This is a genomic window from Bradyrhizobium sp. SBR1B (genome assembly GCF_014198205.1).
Lineage (GTDB): Bacteria > Pseudomonadota > Alphaproteobacteria > Rhizobiales > Xanthobacteraceae > Bradyrhizobium.
Genome location: NZ_JACIHC010000007.1, coordinates 269,834 through 289,289, shown reverse-complemented (window position 1 = coordinate 289,289; position 19,456 = coordinate 269,834). Strand labels below are relative to the sequence as shown.

The 19,456-nt window shown below is 66.1% G+C and carries 16 protein-coding genes; 10 read left to right on the top strand and 6 right to left on the bottom strand.

All coding sequences use genetic code 11. The features are described from left to right. Window positions 1-11: 11 nt before the first annotated feature. On the bottom strand, window positions 12-872 hold the full coding sequence (locus GGD61_RS20635) for a sulfite exporter TauE/SafE family protein (protein ID WP_183231061.1): 861 nt from the start codon (window positions 870-872) through the stop codon (window positions 12-14). Window positions 873-1,390: 518 nt separating this feature from the next. On the opposite strand from GGD61_RS20635, the gene sdhC reads away from it, so the two are divergent. The 10 genes from sdhC to GGD61_RS20585 all read left to right on the top strand — a co-directional run bounded on the left by sdhC (window position 1,391) and on the right by GGD61_RS20585 (window position 13,367). After that, complete coding sequence (gene sdhC / locus GGD61_RS20630; protein ID WP_018318928.1) at window positions 1,391-1,789, top strand: succinate dehydrogenase, cytochrome b556 subunit; 399 nt, start codon at window positions 1,391-1,393, stop codon at window positions 1,787-1,789. Continuing rightward, window positions 1,786-2,190 (top strand): succinate dehydrogenase, hydrophobic membrane anchor protein, encoded by a 405-nt coding sequence (gene sdhD, locus GGD61_RS20625; RefSeq protein ID WP_018318929.1) that lies wholly within the window; start codon window positions 1,786-1,788, stop codon window positions 2,188-2,190. The genes sdhC and sdhD overlap by 4 nt, the downstream gene beginning before the upstream one ends. 3 nt (window positions 2,191-2,193) lie before the next feature. After that, window positions 2,194-4,029, top strand: coding sequence for a succinate dehydrogenase flavoprotein subunit (sdhA, locus tag GGD61_RS20620; RefSeq protein ID WP_018318930.1), 1,836 nt, complete (start codon window positions 2,194-2,196; stop codon window positions 4,027-4,029). A 24-nt stretch (window positions 4,030-4,053) separates the two neighbouring features. Then, entirely contained in the window at window positions 4,054-4,836 is a 783-nt protein-coding gene (locus tag GGD61_RS20615; protein ID WP_038972643.1) for a succinate dehydrogenase iron-sulfur subunit, read from the top strand. Window positions 4,837-5,023: 187 nt separating this feature from the next. Continuing rightward, window positions 5,024-7,222: a hybrid sensor histidine kinase/response regulator gene (locus GGD61_RS20610; protein ID WP_092261467.1), complete on the top strand. Its 2,199-nt coding sequence runs from the start codon at window positions 5,024-5,026 to the stop codon at window positions 7,220-7,222. A gap of 53 nt (window positions 7,223-7,275) precedes the next feature. Then, window positions 7,276-9,231, top strand: a complete 1,956-nt coding sequence (locus GGD61_RS20605; protein WP_092261468.1) for an ABC transporter ATP-binding protein/permease — start codon at window positions 7,276-7,278, stop codon at window positions 9,229-9,231. A gap of 273 nt (window positions 9,232-9,504) precedes the next feature. After that, entirely contained in the window at window positions 9,505-10,329 is an 825-nt protein-coding gene (locus GGD61_RS20600) for an FkbM family methyltransferase (RefSeq protein WP_177237396.1), read from the top strand. A gap of 20 nt (window positions 10,330-10,349) precedes the next feature. Continuing rightward, on the top strand, window positions 10,350-10,736 hold the full coding sequence (locus GGD61_RS20595; protein WP_092261470.1) for a VOC family protein: 387 nt from the start codon (window positions 10,350-10,352) through the stop codon (window positions 10,734-10,736). Between the two features lie 84 nt (window positions 10,737-10,820). Continuing rightward, window positions 10,821-11,063 carry a hypothetical protein gene (locus tag GGD61_RS20590; RefSeq protein WP_026202099.1) on the top strand — a complete coding sequence of 81 codons (243 nt, stop codon included), beginning with the start codon at window positions 10,821-10,823 and terminating at the stop codon, window positions 11,061-11,063. Between the two features lie 186 nt (window positions 11,064-11,249). Next, window positions 11,250-13,367 carry an OmpA family protein gene (locus tag GGD61_RS20585; protein ID WP_018318937.1) on the top strand — a complete coding sequence of 706 codons (2,118 nt, stop codon included), beginning with the start codon at window positions 11,250-11,252 and terminating at the stop codon, window positions 13,365-13,367. Between the two features lie 66 nt (window positions 13,368-13,433). Here the strand turns inward: GGD61_RS20585 and GGD61_RS20580 are convergent, their stop codons facing one another. From GGD61_RS20580 to rlmN, 5 genes are all read right to left on the bottom strand, one after another. Continuing rightward, window positions 13,434-15,191, bottom strand: a complete 1,758-nt coding sequence (locus tag GGD61_RS20580; protein WP_092261471.1) for an alkaline phosphatase — start codon at window positions 15,189-15,191, stop codon at window positions 13,434-13,436. A 104-nt stretch (window positions 15,192-15,295) separates the two neighbouring features. Beyond that, the gene (gene argG / locus GGD61_RS20575) at window positions 15,296-16,633 is read right to left on the bottom strand and encodes an argininosuccinate synthase (protein ID WP_018318939.1); all 1,338 of its coding nucleotides are present in this window, start codon (window positions 16,631-16,633) and stop codon (window positions 15,296-15,298) included. A gap of 93 nt (window positions 16,634-16,726) precedes the next feature. Then, window positions 16,727-17,503, bottom strand: a complete 777-nt coding sequence (locus GGD61_RS20570) for a phosphatase PAP2 family protein (protein WP_018318940.1) — start codon at window positions 17,501-17,503, stop codon at window positions 16,727-16,729. Window positions 17,504-17,585: 82 nt separating this feature from the next. Beyond that, window positions 17,586-18,080, bottom strand: coding sequence for a hypothetical protein (locus GGD61_RS20565; RefSeq protein ID WP_018318941.1), 495 nt, complete (start codon window positions 18,078-18,080; stop codon window positions 17,586-17,588). Window positions 18,081-18,244: 164 nt separating this feature from the next. Next, window positions 18,245-19,447 (bottom strand): 23S rRNA (adenine(2503)-C(2))-methyltransferase RlmN, encoded by a 1,203-nt coding sequence (gene rlmN, locus GGD61_RS20560; protein WP_183231060.1) that lies wholly within the window; start codon window positions 19,445-19,447, stop codon window positions 18,245-18,247. Window positions 19,448-19,456: the final 9 nt, after the last annotated feature.

The following is a 19,456-nucleotide window of genomic DNA, read 5'->3' as shown; positions in this document are numbered from 1 at the left end:
GCGCACGCCACTCACAGTCCGCCGACCAGACTCATCACGAACCGGCTGCCGACGATCAACAGATAACATCCGAACGCGACTTCCAGCGACCGCTTCGACATCGCATGCGCGGCTCTCACGCCTAGCGGCGCGGTGACGAGGCTCATCGGCATCACCAGCACGGCGCCGATCAGCGAGACGTAACCGAGCGCGAACGGGATCTGCAGGGCTGCGACGGCCGGATAGTTCGCCGCCGCAGGCCAGCCCGCATAGATGTAGCCGAGCGCGCCGGGGATCGAGATCAGCACCGCGAGTGCGGATGACGTCGCCACCGCCTGATGGATCGGACGGCTGTAGAAAGTCATCAGCAGGTTCGAGAACAGGCCGCCGCCGATGCCCATCAGCGTCGAAAGAATACCGACGCAAAAGCCGTAGACGCGCATCAAGGGACCCTTCGGCAGATCTTCGCCCAACTTCCAGCCTTCACGCGCGAAGATGAGGCGTGCCGCCGCCGACCAGGCGACACAGACGAACACGATCTTGAACAGCCGCTCCGGCGCATAGCGCGCGACCACGCTGCCGGCGACCACGCCGATCACGATCGGCAGCCACCACACCCGCAAGATGGCCATATCGACGGCGCCGCGCTTGTAATGCGCCTGGAACGAACGGATCGAGGTCGGGATGATTACCGCGAGCGAGGTGCCGATGCAGAGCGGCATGCGCACCTGCAGCGGCACGCCGGCGATGCGAAAGCATTCGTAGAACACCGGCACGAGAATCGCGCCCCCGCCGATGCCGAGCACGCCGGCCAAAAATCCCGAAAGCGCGCCGGTTGCGATCAGCAGCAGCGCGAGCTCGACGATGTCCTTGATATCAAGTCCTGCAATCACCCCAGACCTGCCCCGGCGACTGGTCGCAACCTCTCCCGACGTCAGCCGCAGACGGCTGCGGTCCCAGCTTTAGGCGATCCGGGTTGCGTGGTCGACGCACCGGACGTGCCGGCTGGGGTGGAATGCGGGCTGCGCATATCCGCGGTCCCAGCGAAACGGGCCCAGCGTACGGTGGGCCGAGTCGCCCTGGCCCTGACGGGGCGGCTACGGCCGACACGGACCGATTGCTGCGAGCGGCAAGCGGCGGGGCAGTGGGTTAGAGGCGTTCCAATAGCGATTTCAATGCGCCTCGCACAGGCTGCGAAGTAGCGAATCTAGGTTCTTAATTTGGTTGGCGGACCGATGTCCTGGTATACCAAGCCCCTGATTGGCCTTGTTTCATCAAGGCTCTAGAGCTGAACCATGGTTCGATTTATGGCAATTTGGAGATTGCGCAGGCCAAATCGACTCCGTAAATAGAGCCGACCTTTCCGATCCCCGCGCGCCCCCTGCAGGGCCGCCATAAAACATCAAAGCCCATGACCGCACGGATCGAACGACCCCTCTCGCCGCACATGCAAGTCTACCGCTGGACGCTGACGATGGCTCTGTCCATCATCCATCGCGCCACCGGTATTGCCCTCTATTTCGGAACCCTGCTGCTGGTCTGGTGGCTGGTTGCCGCGGCTTCCGGCCCGGCCGCTTACGCGCACGTCCAGGCCTTCGCCGGCAGCATCATCGGGCGGCTGATCGTGTTCGGCTACACCTGGGCGCTGATGCACCATATGCTCAGCGGCATCCGGCATTTCGTGTGGGACCTCGGCTACGGCTTCAAGGCCAATGAGCGGGAAGCGCTGACCTGGGGCGCCCTGATCGGCGGCATCGCGCTGACGGTGCTGATCTGGATCATCGCCTATGCGAACGGAGGTGGACGATGAGCGCATCCGATACGCCGAAGCGCAGCCTGCGCACCCCGCTCGGCCGCGTCCGCAATCTCGGCGCCGCGCATTCCGGCACGTCCGATTTCTGGCGCCAGCGCATCACCGGCGTCGCCATGACGCTGCTGATGATCCCGGCGCTGGTGATCATCGTGATGCTGCTCGGCCGCAATCAGGTCTACGCTGCGCAGACCCTGAGCTCCATTCCCGTCGCGGTGATCCTGCTCCTCTTCATCTTCGCCAGCGCCTGGCACATGAAGATCGGCATGCAGGTGGTGATCGAGGACTACGTCCATAACGAGAAGCTGAAGCTCGTCTCGATCATGCTCAACAATTTCTTCTCGGTCGCCGTGGCGCTCGCCTCGACCTACGCGATCCTGAAACTGTCCTCCGGAGTGTAACCCATGGCCACCACAACGAATGGCACGGGCAACGGCGCTCCCGCCACCAACGGCAAAGCCTATCCGATCGAAGACCACACCTATGACGTCGTCGTGGTCGGCGCTGGCGGCGCGGGCCTGCGCGCCGTGGTCGGCTGCAGCGAAGCCGGCCTGCGCACGGCCTGCATCACCAAGGTGTTTCCGACCCGCTCGCACACGGTGGCGGCGCAGGGCGGCATCTCCGCCTCGCTCGGCAACATGCACAAGGACGACTGGCGCTGGCACATGTACGACACCGTGAAGGGGTCGGACTGGCTCGGCGATCAGGACGCGATCGAATACATGGTGCGCAACGCGCCCGACGCGGTCTACGAGCTCGAGCATTGGGGCGTTCCGTTCTCGCGCACCGAGGACGGCAAGATCTATCAGCGTCCGTTCGGCGGCATGACCATGGACTACGGCAAGGGCCAGGCGCAGCGCACCTGCGCCGCCGCCGACCGCACCGGCCACGCCATGCTGCACACGATGTACGGCCAGTCGCTGCGCCACGCTGCCGAGTTCTTCATCGAGTTCTTCGCCATCGACCTGATCATGGACGACCAGGGCACCTGCCGCGGCGTCATCGCGCTCAAGCTCGACGACGGCACGCTGCACCGCTTCCGCGCCCAGACCGTGATCCTCGCGACCGGCGGCTACGGCCGTGCCTATGCCTCCTGTACCTCGGCGCACACCTGCACCGGTGACGGCGGCGGCATGGTGCTGCGCGCCGGCCTGCCGATGCAGGACATGGAGTTCGTGCAGTTCCACCCGACCGGCATCTACGGCTCGGGCTGTCTCGTCACCGAAGGCGCCCGCGGCGAAGGCGGCTATCTCGTCAACTCGGAAGGCGAGCGCTTCATGGAGCGCTATGCGCCCTCGGCCAAGGACCTCGCCTCGCGCGACGTCGTCTCGCGCGCGATGACCATCGAGATCCGCGAAGGTCGCGGCGTCGGCAAGAAGAAGGACCACATCTTCCTGCATCTGGACCATCTCGATCCCGCGGTGCTGGCCGAGCGGCTGCCGGGCATCTCGGAATCCGCAAAGATCTTCGCCAATGTCGACGTGACGCGCGAGCCGATCCCGATCGTGCCGACGGTGCACTACAACATGGGCGGCATCCCCACCAACTATCACGGCGAAGTCCTGACCAAGAAGGACGGCGACGACAACGCCATCATCCCCGGCCTGATGGCGATCGGCGAAGCCGCCTGCGTCTCCGTGCACGGCGCCAACCGCCTCGGCTCCAACTCGCTGATCGACCTCGTCGTGTTCGGCCGCGCCGCAGCGCTCCGCCTCGCCGAGAAGCTGACGCCCAATGCCAAGCAGCCGGAGCTGCCGGCGAACTCGTCCGAGCTCGCGCTCGGCCGGCTCGACCATTACCGCTACGCCTCCGGCGGCACGCCGACCGCAAAACTGCGCGAAGGCATGCAGCACGTGATGCAGAGCAATTGCGCGGTGTTCCGCACCGGCGAAGTCCTCAGCGAGGGCCAGAACCTGATCGAGAAGGTCCACAGCGGCATCACCGACATCGCCGTGTCCGACCGCTCGCTGGTGTGGAATTCGGACCTCGTCGAGACGCTCGAGTTCGACAATCTGATCTCGCAGGCGGTGGTGACGATGAATTCGGCCGCCAACCGCACCGAGAGCCGTGGCGCGCATGCGCGCGAGGATTTCTCCGAACGCGACGACAAGAACTGGATGAAGCACACGCTGGCCTGGCTGGACGATGCCGGCAAGGTCAAGATCGAGTACCGCCCGGTTCACGACTACACCATGACCAACGACGTGCAGTACATCCCGCCGAAAGCGCGTGTGTACTGAGCGAACAGCGAAGGCCTTATCGAGATGGTTGAATTCGCACTTCCGAAGAACTCCAAGATCACTGGCGGCAAGACCTGGCCGAAGCCCGCGGGCGCGACCGAGACACGCGAGTTTCGCGTCTATCGCTGGAATCCGGACGACGGCAAGAATCCGAGCGTCGACACCTATTACGTCGACACCAATGATTGCGGTCCGATGGTGCTGGACGGCCTGATCTGGATCAAGAACCACATCGACCCGTCGCTGACCTTCCGCCGCTCCTGCCGCGAAGGCGTCTGCGGCTCCTGCGCCATGAACATCGACGGCCAGAATACGCTCGCCTGCACCCGCTCGATGCACGACGTGAAGGACGGCGCGGTGAAGATCAATCCGCTGCCGCACCAGCCGGTGGTGAAGGACCTCGTCCCCGACCTCACCAATTTCTACGCCCAGTACGCATCGGTCGAGCCCTGGCTGAAGACCACCTCGCCGACGCCGCAGAAGGAATGGCGCCAGACCCACGAGGATCGCGAGAAGCTCGACGGCCTCTACGAGTGCATCCTGTGCGCCTGCTGCTCGACCTCGTGCCCGAGCTATTGGTGGAATAGCGAACGTTATCTCGGCCCCGCCGCTCTGCTCCAGGCCAACCGCTGGGTGTCCGATTCGCGCGACGAGGCGACCGGCGAGCGGCTCGACAATCTCGAGGATCCATTCCGCCTCTACCGCTGCCACACCATCATGAATTGTGCCAAGGCCTGCCCGAAGGGACTGAACCCGGCGGAAGCCATTGCCGAGCTCAAGCTCAAGATGGTCGAGCGCCAGATCTAAAGGCGGCTTCATGCTTCCTGTCCCGGCCAGTCCGGCCGGGACATTCCGAGATCGCAGTCAATTCGAGTAGAATTTTCTCCGACCCGCGGTGGGCGTAAGTTCCAGGCGCACAACCAGCGGTTCCGGCACAAGTTGCTTCCTTCCTCGCGCGAGATTCAGTTAAGCTCCCGTCAGGGACGGAGCGACTGTGCAGAGGGCGCAACGCAATTCGCTGAGGCTGTTGCAGTGGATGATGGCGGCATCCCTGGCGCTGCCGGTTGCGCTGTTCATCATCACCTCCGCGATCTCCTACACCTCGACCAGGGACATCGCCGACCGGGAAATCGAGCGCACGCTTGATGTCGTGCATGAGCACGCGCTCAAGGTGTTCGAGACCATCGATCGCAGCCTGGCCGAGCTCAACGAGGTCGTGCGCGGCCTTCCCGACGACGTCATCCGCGCGCGCGAGCCGGCGCTGCACCGCCGCCTGAAGCGGCTGACCGATTCGCTGCCGCAGCTCAAATCGGCCTGGATCTTCGACGCGGACGGAAGAGCGCAGGTCAACAGCCTCGCCTCGCCGCCGCCGGAGCTCCGCTTTGCAGACCGCGACTATTTTTACGCTCATGTCGACCAGACCATCGGCAGCTTCATCGGCACGGCCCTGACACCCCGTCCGCCCTATCAGGGCGCACGCTTCTTCGGGATGAGCCGCCGCCGCGACTCCGACGACGGCAGCTTCATCGGGGTGATCCAGGCCTCCGTCCTGCCCGAATATTTCGAGAGTTTCTATGCGCGGATCGGCTCCGATGCCGGCAGCTTCTTCGCGATGGGCCGCGCCGACGGCGTGCTGCTCGCGCAGTTCCCGCGGCTCGAGCGCGACCTTCGGCTCGATCCGACTGGACCGGTCGGCCGGGAAATCGCGACGCGGCCCGCGCACGGCCTCATCACCGTCGCCTGGCCGTCGGACGGGATCGAGCGCCGCATTGGCTATCGGCGCGTCGCCGAGTATCCGATCTATGTCAGCGCCGGGCTCGAGACCTCGGCGATCCGCGCGCGCTGGCTCGCCACCATGGGCCAGCATCTGGTGTTCGGCATTCCCGCCACCGCACTCCTGTTTCTGCTGTTGGCGCTGGCGTTGCGGCGCACCCAGCACCTTCAGGCCGAAGCCGCCAAGCGGCGTGAGGCCGAGGAGGCGCTCAAGCACAGCCAGCGCCTGGAGGCGCTCGGACAGCTCACCGGCGGCGTCGCGCATGATTTCAACAATCTGCTGACCGTGATCCGCGCCTCTGTCGACCTGTTGAACCGGCCGCAACTGACGGAGGAGCGGCGGCAGCGCTACATCACGGCCATTGCGGACGCGGTGGCGCGCGCGGCCAAGCTGACCTCGCAGCTGCTCGCCTTTGCGCGGCGTCAAACTCTGAAGCCGGAAGTGTTCGACGTCGGCGAGCGGATGCAGGCGCTGCACGACATGCTGGCGCCGCTGCTGGGGCCGGCCATCGAGATCACCATGCGCCTGCCCACCGAGCCCTGTCTCGTCCACGCCGATGCCGGCCAGTTCGAGACGGCGCTGATCAACATGGCGACCAACGCGCGCGATGCCATGCAGGGCAAGGGCAGGATCGTTTTCACGGTCGAGACCGCGACGACCGTTCCGGACACGCTGGCCCATGTCCCAGGCAGCCAGAACTTGGTAAGCCAGAATTTGGGAAGCCAGAGCTTGGCAAACCAGAACTTGGCAAACCGCGGCTTCATCAGCGTGACCGTCAGCGACACCGGCATCGGCATTCCTGCCGCACGACTGGAGCGCATCTTCGAACCGTTCTTCACCACCAAGCAGGTCGGCCATGGCACCGGCCTCGGCCTGTCCCAGGTGTTCGGCTTCGCCCGGCAATCCGGCGGCGAGGTGACGGTTGCGAGCGAGGTCGGTCGCGGCAGCACCTTCTCGCTCTACCTGCCGCGCGTGCCGCCGGACCTGCTGCCGCAGCGGCAGGCGCCGAACACAGCGCCGGCGGTGGCCGGCAGCGGCATGTCGGTGCTGCTGGTCGAGGACAATATCGAGCTGGCCAATTTTGCCGCCGACGGCCTCACCGAGCTCGGCTACAGCATCACGCTGGTCGACAACGCCACCGATGCGCTCGCCGAGCTCGTCATGGACGCGGATCGCTTCGACGTCGTGTTCACGGACGTGGTGATGCCTGGGATGACCGGGCTCGATCTGGCACAGGCGATCCGCGACCGCGGCATCGACGTGCCGGTCGTGCTGACCACGGGCTACAGCCAGGCCCTGTCGCAAGAGGGCGTGACCGGTTTCGAACTCGTGCAGAAGCCTTATTCGATCGAGGAATTGTCGCGCGTTCTCCACCGGGCGGCCCGGATCCGGCGCGTCCGGGACGGCGCGGCCGAGTGAGGCTCCACGCGGAACCTGAGGGAACCGATTGATTTCCTTCGCGTTGTCCGCTCATGCACAAGCCGGCCGCGAAGCGCGAACAAGACCCAAAGCCGCCCATCGTCGGGATCAAGGGGGAGAATGGCGACGAGGTCGCCGCGCCACCGCCGGAATTGCTCGAGCCTGACCCGGAGCTAACGCCCGAGGAAGCCGAGCAGGCCCGCAAGGATTATCTGCTGACGCGGTTCTGGATCAGCGCGCGCGGCTTCTGGGGCCGCAACGGCGATCGCCTCGCCTGGCCGTTCTCGCTCGGCCTCGGCGCGCTGATCGTCCTGACCGTCGGCTTCCAGTACGGCATCAATGTCTGGAACCGGGCGATCTTCGACGCGATCGAGAAACGCGATGCGACCGCCGTCTTCCATCTCACCGCTTTGTTCTTCCCGCTTGCGATCGGCAGCATCGTGCTCGGCGTCATCCAGGTGTTCGCGCGCATGGGCATCCAGCGGCGCTGGCGGGCCTGGTTGACTGCAAGCGTGCTGACACGATGGCTCAAGAACGGGCGCTATTACCAGCTCAACCTCGTCCGCGGCGACCACGAGAATCCGGAATACCGGATTGCGGAGGATCTGCGCATCGCGACCGATTCGCCGGTCGATTTCCTCGCGGGCGTCACCTCGGCGCTGCTCTCGGCCGCGACCTTCATCGTCGTGCTCTGGACCATCGGCGGCGCGCTCACCGTTACGCTCGGCGGGTCGAGCATCACCATTCCCGGCTTCCTCGTGATCGCCGCGATGCTCTACGCCGCGATCGCGTCCGGCTCGATCCTGGTGATCGGCCATCAGTTCGTCCAGGTCTCCGAGAGCAAGAACCAGGCCGAGGCCGATTTCCGCTATACGCTGACACGCGTGCGCGAGAACGGCGAGAGCATCGCGCTGCTCGGCGGCGAGGAGGAAGAGCGCGACGGCATCGACCGCAATTTCACGAGCGTGCTCAGGCAATGGGCGCGGCTCGCCGGCCAACACATGCGCACCACGCTGGTGTCGCAGGGATCGAGCCTGGTTGCGCCCGTCGTGCCGCTTTTGCTTTGCGCACCAAAATTCCTCGACGGCAGCATGACGCTGGGACAAGTGATGCAGGCGGCCTCCGCCTTCACCATCGTGCAGAGCGCGTTCGGCTGGCTGGTCGACAATTATCCGCGGCTCGCCGACTGGAATGCCTGCGCGCGCCGCATCGCCTCGTTGATGATGTCGCTCGACGGCCTCGAACGCGCCGAGCAAGGCGATGGCCTCGGCCGCATCAAGCGCGGCGAGACCCGCAACGACGCCATGCTGGAGCTGAACGACCTCTCGGTCACGCTCGACGACGGCACGGCCGTGGTCGGCGAGACCGAGGTGGTGATCGAGCCCGGCGAACGGCTGCTGGTCGCCGGCGAATCCGGCACCGGCAAGAGCACGCTGGTGCGCGCCATCGCGGGCCTGTGGCCCTGGGGCGGCGGCAGCGTGAATTTCCATCCCGACCGGCGCCTGTTCATGCTGCCGCAGCGGCCCTACGTGCCTTCCGGATCCTTGCGCCGCGCGGTCGCCTATCCGGGCGCCGCCGACCACTGGACCGTGGAGGAGATCGGCGAAGCCTTGCACAAGGTCGGGCTCGATCATCTCAAGGAGAAGATCGAGGAAGAGGGCCCGTGGGACCAGACGCTGTCAGGCGGCGAGAAACAGCGTCTCGCCTTCGCGCGGCTGCTGCTGCACAACCCCGATATCGTCGTGCTGGATGAGGCGACCTCGGCGCTCGACGAGAAGAGCCAGGACAAGATGATGAAGACGGTCACCGACGCGCTACCGAAGGCGACCATCGTCAGCGTCGCGCATCGCGCCGAGCTGGAAGCCTTCCACAGCCGCAAGATCGTGCTGGAGCGCCGCAAGGGCGGCGCCAAGCTCGTCAGCGACATCGAGCTGATCCCGCGCAAGGGCAAGCGCAGGCTGCTCGGCCGCTTCCTGCGGCAGCGCAAGGCACCGAAGAAGGCGGCGTGAGGAAAGCGTTGTAAACGCATTCTCTCCGTCGTCCCGGACAAGCGCAGCTCTAGGTAACGCGAAGCGTTGCCTAGAGCTGCGTGCAGATCCGGGACCCATACCCAGGGAGGAGTTTGGCGACGACTCGGAGTGGGCATCTCGCGTCAGACTCCTCACTGGGGTTATGGGTCCCCGCGTTCGCGGGGACGACAGCGAGATTGTGGCTCGCATCGAGCGTTGGAGTCCCGCGCAAAACCGGCTATGCATGCGCCGCTTGCAACGAGGATCGCCTGCTTGACGACCGACAACACCCCTTCGTCCGCGCCGTTCGGCGCGTTCGCGCCCAATGCGGCGCAAGCTGCGATCATTCGCCTCGCACAGCAGTCGGGGCTGAAGCGCGGCGCATTCCGACCCTGGATGTCACGGCTGGTCAACCTGCTGCGCGGCGGCCCGGTCGACGTGCAATATCAGGGCGCATCGTTCCGCTTCTATCACCAGGGCAGCGCGACCGAGCGCGGCGCGCTGTTCAATCCCGATTACAATCTCGACGAGCTCGACTTCCTGCGCCAGCACACCCCTGCGGGCGGCACCTTCGTCGACGTCGGCGCCAATGTCGGCACGTTTGCGCTGGTGATGGCGCAGCAGGTCGGCAGCTCAGGCAAGGTGGTCGCGATCGAGCCACATCCGCTGACGTTTGGACGGCTTTCCTTCAACCACGCCGCGTCGAAGACGGCGCAAGTGCGCCTGGTGCAGGCCGCGGCCGGCGACAGCGACGGCGAGCTGATGATCGAGAGCGGCGGCGGCAATCTTGGCGCCACGCACGTCGTCACCGGCACGGCGACCGCCGAGGCCATCAAGGTGCCGTCACTGCGGCTGACACGCATTCTCGACGAGGCCGGCGTCCGCCAAGTCGATTCGCTGAAGATCGACGTCGAGGGTTTTGAGGACCGCGTGCTGATCGGCTTCTTCCGCGATGCGCCGCCCTCGCTATGGCCGCGCGCGGTCGTCATCGAGCATCTGTCACAAAACGAATGGCAGCAGGATTGTATTGCCGACATGGTCGCGCGTGGATTCGCGATCATGCGCAAGACGCGAAGCAATACGTTCCTCTCACGCTGACAAGGACGAAGGAGGTTACGATGATCGACCATCTGGGTTTCTCCGTCTCCGACTATGAGCGCGCCAAGGCGTTCTACGCCAAGGCGCTGGCTCCGCTCGGCTACGGCCTGATCATGGAGGTCACGGCGGAGCAGACCGGCCACGCTGCCGCCGCAGGCTTCGGTGCCAACGGCAAGCCGGATTTCTGGATCGGCGGCGAAGGCGCCATGAACAAGCCGGTGCATGTCGCGATCGCAGCCAGGGACCGCGCCACCGTCGACGCGTTCTACACGGCGGCCATCGCGGCCGGCGGCCGCGACAACGGCCCGCCCGGCATCCGCCCGCATTACCATGCGAACTACTACGGCGCCTTCGTGCTCGACCCTGACGGCCACAACATCGAGGCCGTCTGCCACGCGCCGGAATAAGGCAGATCCAGCGCGACGCGATCTGGGAACATCGGCGCGGCATCATCGTTGTCCTTCTCCGGACAACTGATCCCGATGATGCCGATGCCGATCGAACCGCCCGAGATTCCACCGGCAACTCCGGGGACTCCAGCCGAACCGCCGCCCGGCATTCCGCCGGGCAATCCGCAGCCTGAAATCACGCCGCCGGTGCGCGAACCCGGCTCGCCACCGCGGCCCGACGAATTGCCGGGCCGCATGCCTGAAGAGATTCCATCGCGCGGGCCGAACGGGCCGCTGACGCCGAACCCTGCGACGGATGCAATTCCGCCGCGGGATCGCGCATGAAGCAGCCGATCACATGTGGGGCAATTGCAACCAGCGTCTGAATGCGCAATGAACGTTGCCGGAGTGACATGATTTCCGTGCAGAAATAAATCGGGCCGCGACCGCATCGCCCGCCACAATCCGGCCTAACGCGTAGCTGTTCATCCCAACACTTCGTCAAAGAACCTTCCGGGGAAGTTCACCACCATGACCAATCTTCGTTTCGTGCTGCTCGCGACGACGGCTCTGACCGCGATGCAATTCGCAAGCTCCGCATCGCAAGCGCAAAGTGCGCCGCCGCTCGTGGTCGCACAGGCGCAGCCTCAAGATGCAGGCCCTGACGGAAAACCGAAGCAGCCGCCGAAGGGACCCGCGGCTGCGCCGCCTGCTGGGCCCGCACGCCCGGCCGCTCCGCCGCCCGCCGCTGCACCGCCCCACCCGCCCGCTGCGCCGCCGCCGGCTGCCGCACCGCCGCGTCCCGCCGCGCCGCCACCGCCTCCGCCGCCACCTGCGGCCCGTCCGGCTCCCCCGCCGCCACCACCGCCGCCTGCTGCACCGAAGCAGCCGTCGCCGCCTCCGGCCGCGGCGCCGCAGCAGCACGCCCCGACACCTCCACCTCCGCCGCCTGCGGCACGCCCGGCTCCCACGCCGCCGGCACCGCCGCCTGCTGCAGGTCCGCAGCACGCACCCACGCCGCCGCCTCCCGCAGCACGTCCGGCCCCGACGCCACCAGCGCCGCCGCCGGCTGCAACGCCTCCGGGCCGCCCCGCTCCGGGCCCCGCGGCGACGCCTTCTCCCGCACCCGCAGCGCCGACGGCGCGACCGGGAGCGCCTGCTCCGACCGCCACACCTGCCCCGACTGCGACACCCGCGCCGACTGCAACGCCGGCTCCGGGCAGCACGCCTGGCGCACCGCCGGCGGGCCGCCCCGGCGCACCGCCGCCCGGCGCACGTCCCGGCACGCCTCCGGCTGCAGGATCGCCGGCTCCCGGTGCCGCGCCCGCTCCGACGGCCACGCCGGCTCCCGGCAGCACGCCGACGCCACCGCCCGGACGTCCGGGTGCGGCAACGCCGGGCCCCGGCGCGGCTCCGGCCCCGACTGCGACGCCAACCCCTGGTCAGCAGGGTGCAACGCCGCCCGCGGCCGGAACCCCGCCTGCCGGCCCGCAGGCTGGTGCCCCGCCCCGGCCGCCGGCGCCTCCCGCCGGCGCTGCCGCGCCGACCGTCGTCCCTGGCACACCGGCCGCCGCGCCGCCGCCCGACAGGGCACAATACAGGCCGCCGACGGTCGCGCCCGCCTTCCGGGCCGCGCCGACGGTCGCCGCGCCCTTGCCGCCTCCGCCGCGCCCACAGCAACGCGACCTGACCCCGCTCGCGATCGGTGCAGGCGTGGTGGCCGGCGCCGTGATCGGCGCCACCATTGCCGACATGCACAGCCAGCGACGCGAGGTCGTCGAAGGCGGCCGCACCGTCTACACCGAGCCGGACCGCATCATCATCCGCGATCCGGGCGGGCAGGCTTACGTCCGTGGCAACGACCTCTATCGCTTCCGCTATGGCGCCCGTGACATCCGCACCGACACCGTCGGCGGTGAAACCCGCACCGTCGTGGTCCGTCCCGACGGCAGCGAGATCATCACCGTGGTCGGTGCGGACGGTTCGCTGCGGCGGCGAATCCGCAGGGACCCCCGCGGGGGCGAGCTCGTCATCATCGACAACACCTACCGCGATCCGCGGGCAGTCGGCGGCTTCTATGTCGACGTGCCGCCGCCGGTCGTGAACATTCCCTACGACCGCTACATCGTCGACGCCCAGGAGGCATCGCCGGACGTGATCTACCAGACCATGGTGGCACCGCCGGTACAGCGGATCGATCGGCGTTACTCGCTCGACGAGATCCGCTACAGCCCCAATGTTCGCATGCAGATGCCGAGCATCGACGTCAACACGATCAACTTCGAGACGGGATCGTGGACCATCCCGCCGGACCAGGCGGCCCGGCTGCAGGTGATCGCCGACGGCCTCAACCAGGCGATTCAGCAGAACCCGCGCGCGGTGTTCCTGATCGAGGGACACACCGACGCGGTCGGCAACGAGGTCGACAATCTGTCATTGTCGGACCGTCGTGCGCAGTCCGCGGCCGAATTGCTAACGCAGCAGTTCAACGTGCCCGCGGAGAACCTGACGTCGCAGGGCTATGGCGAGCAGTATCTGAAGGAGCAGTCGCAAGGGCCGAGCCTGATCAACCGGCGCGTGACCATCCGCAACATCACGCCGCTGCTCAATGGCGGCCAGGCCAACGCGGCGCCTCCGCCGCGGCAGTAAGTCCCTCGCAACGAGAAAATGGCCGGGAGCAATCCCGGCCATTTTTGTTTGGCGCGCGTCTCGCCCTTAATGCGCGGCGGCAAGCCCAAGCGCATCCGCGATGACGCGAAACACTTCCGTATTGTCCATCGAACCCTGCACGCGCTCGCTGCCAGGTCCGGTCGCGGTCAGGATGACGTCCTCACCCGAATGCACACTGGCGCCGATCATCGCCGGCAGATTGCCCGGGCGCAGCACGACGCCTGGAACATCCTTGTATCTGTCGTTGGCCTTGAACGTCCCGTCCTCCGCACCCTTCACGGTCGGCTCGTTGGGATTGTCGAGCTTCGGGCGGAACGTCTCGTAATGGTCCGGCAGGCTGGCCGAGAAGATGGCAAGCCGCCGGCTCACGTCGATGCGGGCCGGATAACCCTCCGCATCCGGCGCCGGATAATTCGGAAACCCGGCCTGATCGTAGACGCCGACGCGCTCGCGCAGCGGCACGTTGGGCGCGGTGCCCATGTCGTCATTCACCGTGCCGACGAGGCTGTTGGGATGATTGTGGTCCGCCAACACCAGGATGAGGGTGTCCTCGCCGCGCGCGCGCGCCCATTCACGGGTCTGGCGCACCGCGTTGTCGAGCATGATCGTGTCGAAGACGGCGCGCTCCATGTCGAGCAAATGCGCGTATTTGTCGATCATTCCGGACTCGACCATCAGGAAGAAGCCAGCCTCGTTCTTCGCCAGGATGTTCAGCGCTGCCTGCACCTGCTCGGTCAAGTCAGGTTGCTCGGGAAATTTCTTCACGCCGCCGCCTCTGAGGAATTTACGATCCAGCGCGCCGTCCATGTTGCCGGTGGCGAACAGGCCGAGCAGCTTGCTGGTCTCCGGCTTTGCGGCAGAAGCGCCGAGCTCGCCCGCGGTGGTCACCACCTGATAGCCTGCGTCACGAAACTTCGCGATGTAGTCGGTCTCGTCCTTGCGCTTGGAGCCGGCGGCGGATTTCGGCAGGAAATTCGCGCTGCCGCCGCCCATCAGCACATCCGGCTTGGCCGCGAACAACTGCTCGACGATCTCGTCATAGGCCGCGCGCCGGCGCGTGTGCGCGACCATCGCCGCCGGCGTTGCGTCCTCGATCTCGGTGTTGGTGACGACGCCGATCGCTATGCCGAGCCGCCTCCGGGCAAGGCTCGTGATGGTTTCGACCCGGGGATCGTCGAACGGGCTTGCGGTGCGGTCCGCGTAGACGCCGAGGGCGTTGACGGCAGCCTTGTGCCCGGTCGCATAGGCGCTGGCCGAGTTCGCGGAGTCCGTGATGATCGAGTCCGAGCCCGCGGTCGCCACCAGTGCCATGTGAGGCATGTCGTCGATAGCGAGCTTGCCGCGGCTCTTGCCCTCCGAGATGCCCTTGGACAGGATTCGGGCCGCGACCCGATGCGCCGGCGACATGCCGTCACCGATGAACAGGATGACGTTCTTCGCCTTGCGCGGACCCGTGTCGTAGACCGTCCACGTGATGCTGCGCTGGCGCGTGCCGTCACTCACATCCACGGCAATGCTGCCCGGCGTGGTCAGCGTGACGTCGCGCAGGATCAGCGCCGACTGCTCCTTGCCGTCCTCGCGGTCGATGAAGGTCGCCGAACGGCCGAACGCGGTCGCGTAATCCGCGCCGTTCACCGTCACCTTCAGCTTGGCGGGATCGACCGGCCCGGGGAATTCGACCTTGAAGTCGAATTGGGCTCCGGCCAGGATCTCGGCACGATCGATCGGATAGATCGTCTGTGCCGACAGTGACGTTGTCCAAAGCAAGACGATGAGAGAGGCGAGTGCCGATCCCTTGACCATGTTCGATGCTCCGCGATGCCCATTCCGGGGGAAACGGGGAGCCTAACGGCCGAGGATGACACCGTCATTATGTCGCGCATCGCCCGATCGGGCGGCAAAAGGCCTCAACCCTTGTCGCTCTCGAGCCGGAAGATCTGCGAGCCTTCGCTGCCCGACAAAAGGCCGGTGTCGCTGTAGAGCTTCAGCTTGGTGCGGGTGTCGGCGATGTCGAGGTTGCGCATGGTCAGCTGGCCGATGCGGTCGGCCGGCGAGAACGCGGCATCCTCGACCTTCTCCATGCTGAGCCTTTCCGGCGCATAGGTAAGGTTCGGGCTCTCGGTGTTGAGGATCGAATAATCGTTGCCGCGGCGCAGCTCCAGCGTCACCTCGCCGGTAACGGCGCGCGCGACCCAGCGCTGCGCGGTCTCGCGCAGCATCAGGGCCTGCGAGTCGAACCAGCGGCCCTGATAAAGCAGCCGGCCGAGGCGCATGCCGCTGATGCGGTACTGCTCGATGGTGTCCTCGTTGTGGATGCCGGTGACGAGGCGCTCATAGGCGATGTGCAAGAGCGCCATGCCCGGCGCTTCATAGATGCCGCGGCTCTTGGCCTCGATGATGCGGTTCTCGATCTGGTCGCTCATACCGAGGCCGTGACGGCCACCGATGACGTTGGCCTCCAGGAACAGCGCGACGGGATCGGCGAAGGTCTGGCCGTTCAGCGCTGTGGGCTGACCTTCTTCAAAGCGCACGACGACCTTCTCGGCCTTGACGGCACAATCGTCGCGCCAGAATGGCACGCCCATGATCGGGTTGACGATCTTGATGCCGCTGTCGAGGCTCTCGAGGTCCTTGGCCTCGTGCGTGGCGCCGAGCAGATTGCTGTCGGTCGAATACGCCTTCTCGGCGCTCATCTTGTAGGCAAAGCCCTGCGCGGTCATGAACGCCGACATTTCGGCGCGGCCGCCAAGCTCGTCGATGAACTGCTGGTCGAGCCAGGGCTTGTAGATCTTCAGGCCGGGATTGGTGAGCAGGCCGTAGCGGTAGAAGCGCTCGATGTCGTTGCCCTTGAAGGTCGAGCCGTCGCCCCAGATATTGACGCCGTCTTCCTTCATCGCCGCGACCAGCATCGTGCCGGTGACGGCGCGGCCGAGCGGGGTGGTATTGAAATAGGTAATACCGCCTGTCGAGATATGGAAGGCGCCCGACTGGATCGCGGCGATGCCTTCATGGACCAGCTGCGTGCGGCAATCGACGAGCCGGGCCTTCTCGGCACCGAACTCCATCGCCTTGCGCGGGATCTCGTTGTAGTCGGCCTCGTCGGGCTGGCCGAGATTGGCGGTGTAGGCATAGCAGCGCGCGCCCTTCTGCTTCATCCAGAGCAGCGCCGCCGAGGTGTCGAGGCCGCCCGAAAAAGCGATGCCGACTTTCTCACCCTTGGGCAGGCTTTTCAGGATCGTGGTCATGGCGCTTCCAATCGGGTCTCAAAGGGCTGATGTCATGGACGGGTTGACCGCGCGAATATCAAATTTCGCGGGGCTCGGCACCCATTTAATGGCTTAAACCGAGGGTTCGGGACCGGTCTTGCCGCCGAACAGGCGCCGGCGGAGCCGGTAGGCGGGCATGTTCAGCCGGGTCAGGGCGGCATCGACCGCCTCGTCCGAGAACCGGGTCCGTGGCCAGCGGTAGATCAGCGCGTAGGCAAACCAGATCACGACGAAACTGACGAGACCGGCGATCGCCACATCGGTGAAGAAATGACCGCCAAAGGCCATGCGCAGCCCGCTGGTGACGGCGCCGAACACCACCGCGCCGGCATAGGCGAGCGGGCGCCATGCCGGCGGCGCCAGCGCGGCCGGCGCCAGCGTCCAGAACGCGGTCGCGCCCTCGCCCGAGAAGAACGAGCAGTTGCGCGCGCAGCCGCCGCGCGGATCCCACCACGCCACGAACTGCTGGTCGCCGGCAAACTGCGTCACCACCACCGGGCGCGGGCGGCCCCAATAGGTCTTGAAGGTGAGGTTGGTGAGGATGCCGGCCGACATGATGATCGTGACCAGCAGGAACACGATCGCGCGACCCGACACCATCAAGGGACGGTCGGGCCGGATCATCTTGACCACGAGCGCCACAAGCGAGGGCAGCACGAAGGCCCATGCGACCCACATCGCAGCGTCACGCGCAAAGCCCGCCCAGTCGTTCAGCTTGAGCGGAAAGGTTTTGGTTTGGGGGTCGAAGAACAGCGACGCCAGCTTGAGATCGAGCTCGGGATAGAGGCCGAAAACAACGCCGATCACGAGCCACAGCGCCAGGGCGATGAAGAGTCCAGTCCGGTTCATGGCGGGCGGTTTAGCGGAGAGACGACGACATGAAAACCCCGGTGAAGGTGCCCATCCTCCCCTGGGAGGGTGTCAGAGAGCATCATCTTGCATCCGGCCTTGAATTCGACGGCAGCGGCGGAGGCGGTCGGCGCGGGGGCGGCGGGATGCGCCAGGCGCCGGCATTGCGGCCGGCGATCAGCCAGTAGACCACGCCGGCGACGATGCCCGCGCCGGTCATGATCTCCAGATGGCGCCGCACGATGCCTTCGAACTGAAACGTGTCGGAGTGAAAGGGAACGAGGCCGAGATAGCAGGCAAGTCCGACGAGGCCGCCGCCGACGGCATAAGCGAGCGCGCTGCGGATGTAGAGGGCTTCGGTGATCGCAACGATCACTGCCGCCGGCACCAGCGCAAAGCCGGAGACGAAGATGAAGCCGAAGCCGAGCAAAATGTCGATCGCGCCCTGATCGACGGGGCCGGCGCCGAGATCGGCGAACTCCGGAAACAGCAGCGCGACGACCACGATCATGCCGCCGACGAAACAGGCGGCGAGGAAGCCGATGAAGATGACGATGAGGCGGCCGATCAGGGACATGCGGAGGAAGTCACCGTAGTCGTCATTGCGAGCGCAGCGACTTGTCCGCCGAAGCCTTGGCGAAGGCGGAAGCAATCCAGAGATACGTCTGCAGACACAGTCTGGAATGCTTCGTCGCTACGCTCCTCGCAATGACGAGCATGCGAGAGCGCGGTCATGACAACCTAATCCGTCATTGCCATGGCGCGCAGTGCCTGCCGTTCGCGTGCGCTGAGCTTCTCGGTCTCCGACTTGAGCTGGCCGCAGGCGGCGAGGATGTCGCGGCCGCGCGGGGTGCGCACCGGCGAGGAATAGCCGGCATTAAAAATGTATTCGGAGAATTTCTCGATCTGGTCCCAGTCCGAACATTCATAGGCGGTTCCGGGCCAGGGATTGAACGGGATCAGGTTGATCTTGGCGTGAATGCCCTTGAGCAGCTTCACCAGCAGTTTTGCATCGTCGAGCGAATCGTTGACGCCCTTGAGCATCACATATTCGAAGGTGATGCGGCGCGCGTTGGAGGCGCCGGGATAATCGCGGCAGGCCTGCAGCAGCTCCTTGATCGGATATTTGCGGTTGAGCGGCACCAGCTCGTTGCGCAGCTCGTCGCGCACCGCATGCAGCGAGATCGCGAGCATGACGCCGATCTCCTCGCCGGCGCGCACGATGTTCGGCACCACGCCCGAGGTCGACAGCGTGATGCGTCGGCGGGAGATGCCGATGCCTTCATTGTCGCCGACGATCAGCAGCGCATCGCGCACCGCGTCGAAATTATAGAGCGGCTCGCCCATCCCCATCATCACGATATTGGTGACGCGGCGTGTGCCGTCCTCGCGATCGGCCCAATCGTTCAGGCGATCCCGCGCCACCATGATCTGTCCGACGATCTCGCCGGCGGTGAGATTGCGCACCAGGCGCTGCGTGCCGGTGTGGCAGAACGAGCAGTTCAGCGTGCAGCCGACCTGCGAGGAGACGCACAGCGTGCCGCGATCGGTCTCGGGAATGTAGACGCATTCGACTTCATGAGCGCGCTCGACATTGTCGCCGCTCGGCAGACGCAGCAGCCATTTGCGGGTGCCGTCGTTGGAGATCTGCTCGGCCACGACTTCGGGCCGGTCGACCGTAAAATGCTGCGCGAGCTCGGCGCGAATGCCCTTCGAGATCGAGGTCATGTCGTCGAAGCTCTGGGCGCCGCGAAAATAGAGCCAGTGCCAGAGCTGCTGCACGCGCATCTTGCGCTGCGCCGGCGCGACGCCCACCTCGCCGAGGCGATCGGCAAGCTCCGTGCGCGACAGACCGATCAGCGAAGGCCTCGCCGGCGGCACATAGGTCTCGAGTGGCGTCTTCTCCACCAGGATTGCGTTATGCGGCTCGGTCGTCGGTTGCATTGAATGGAC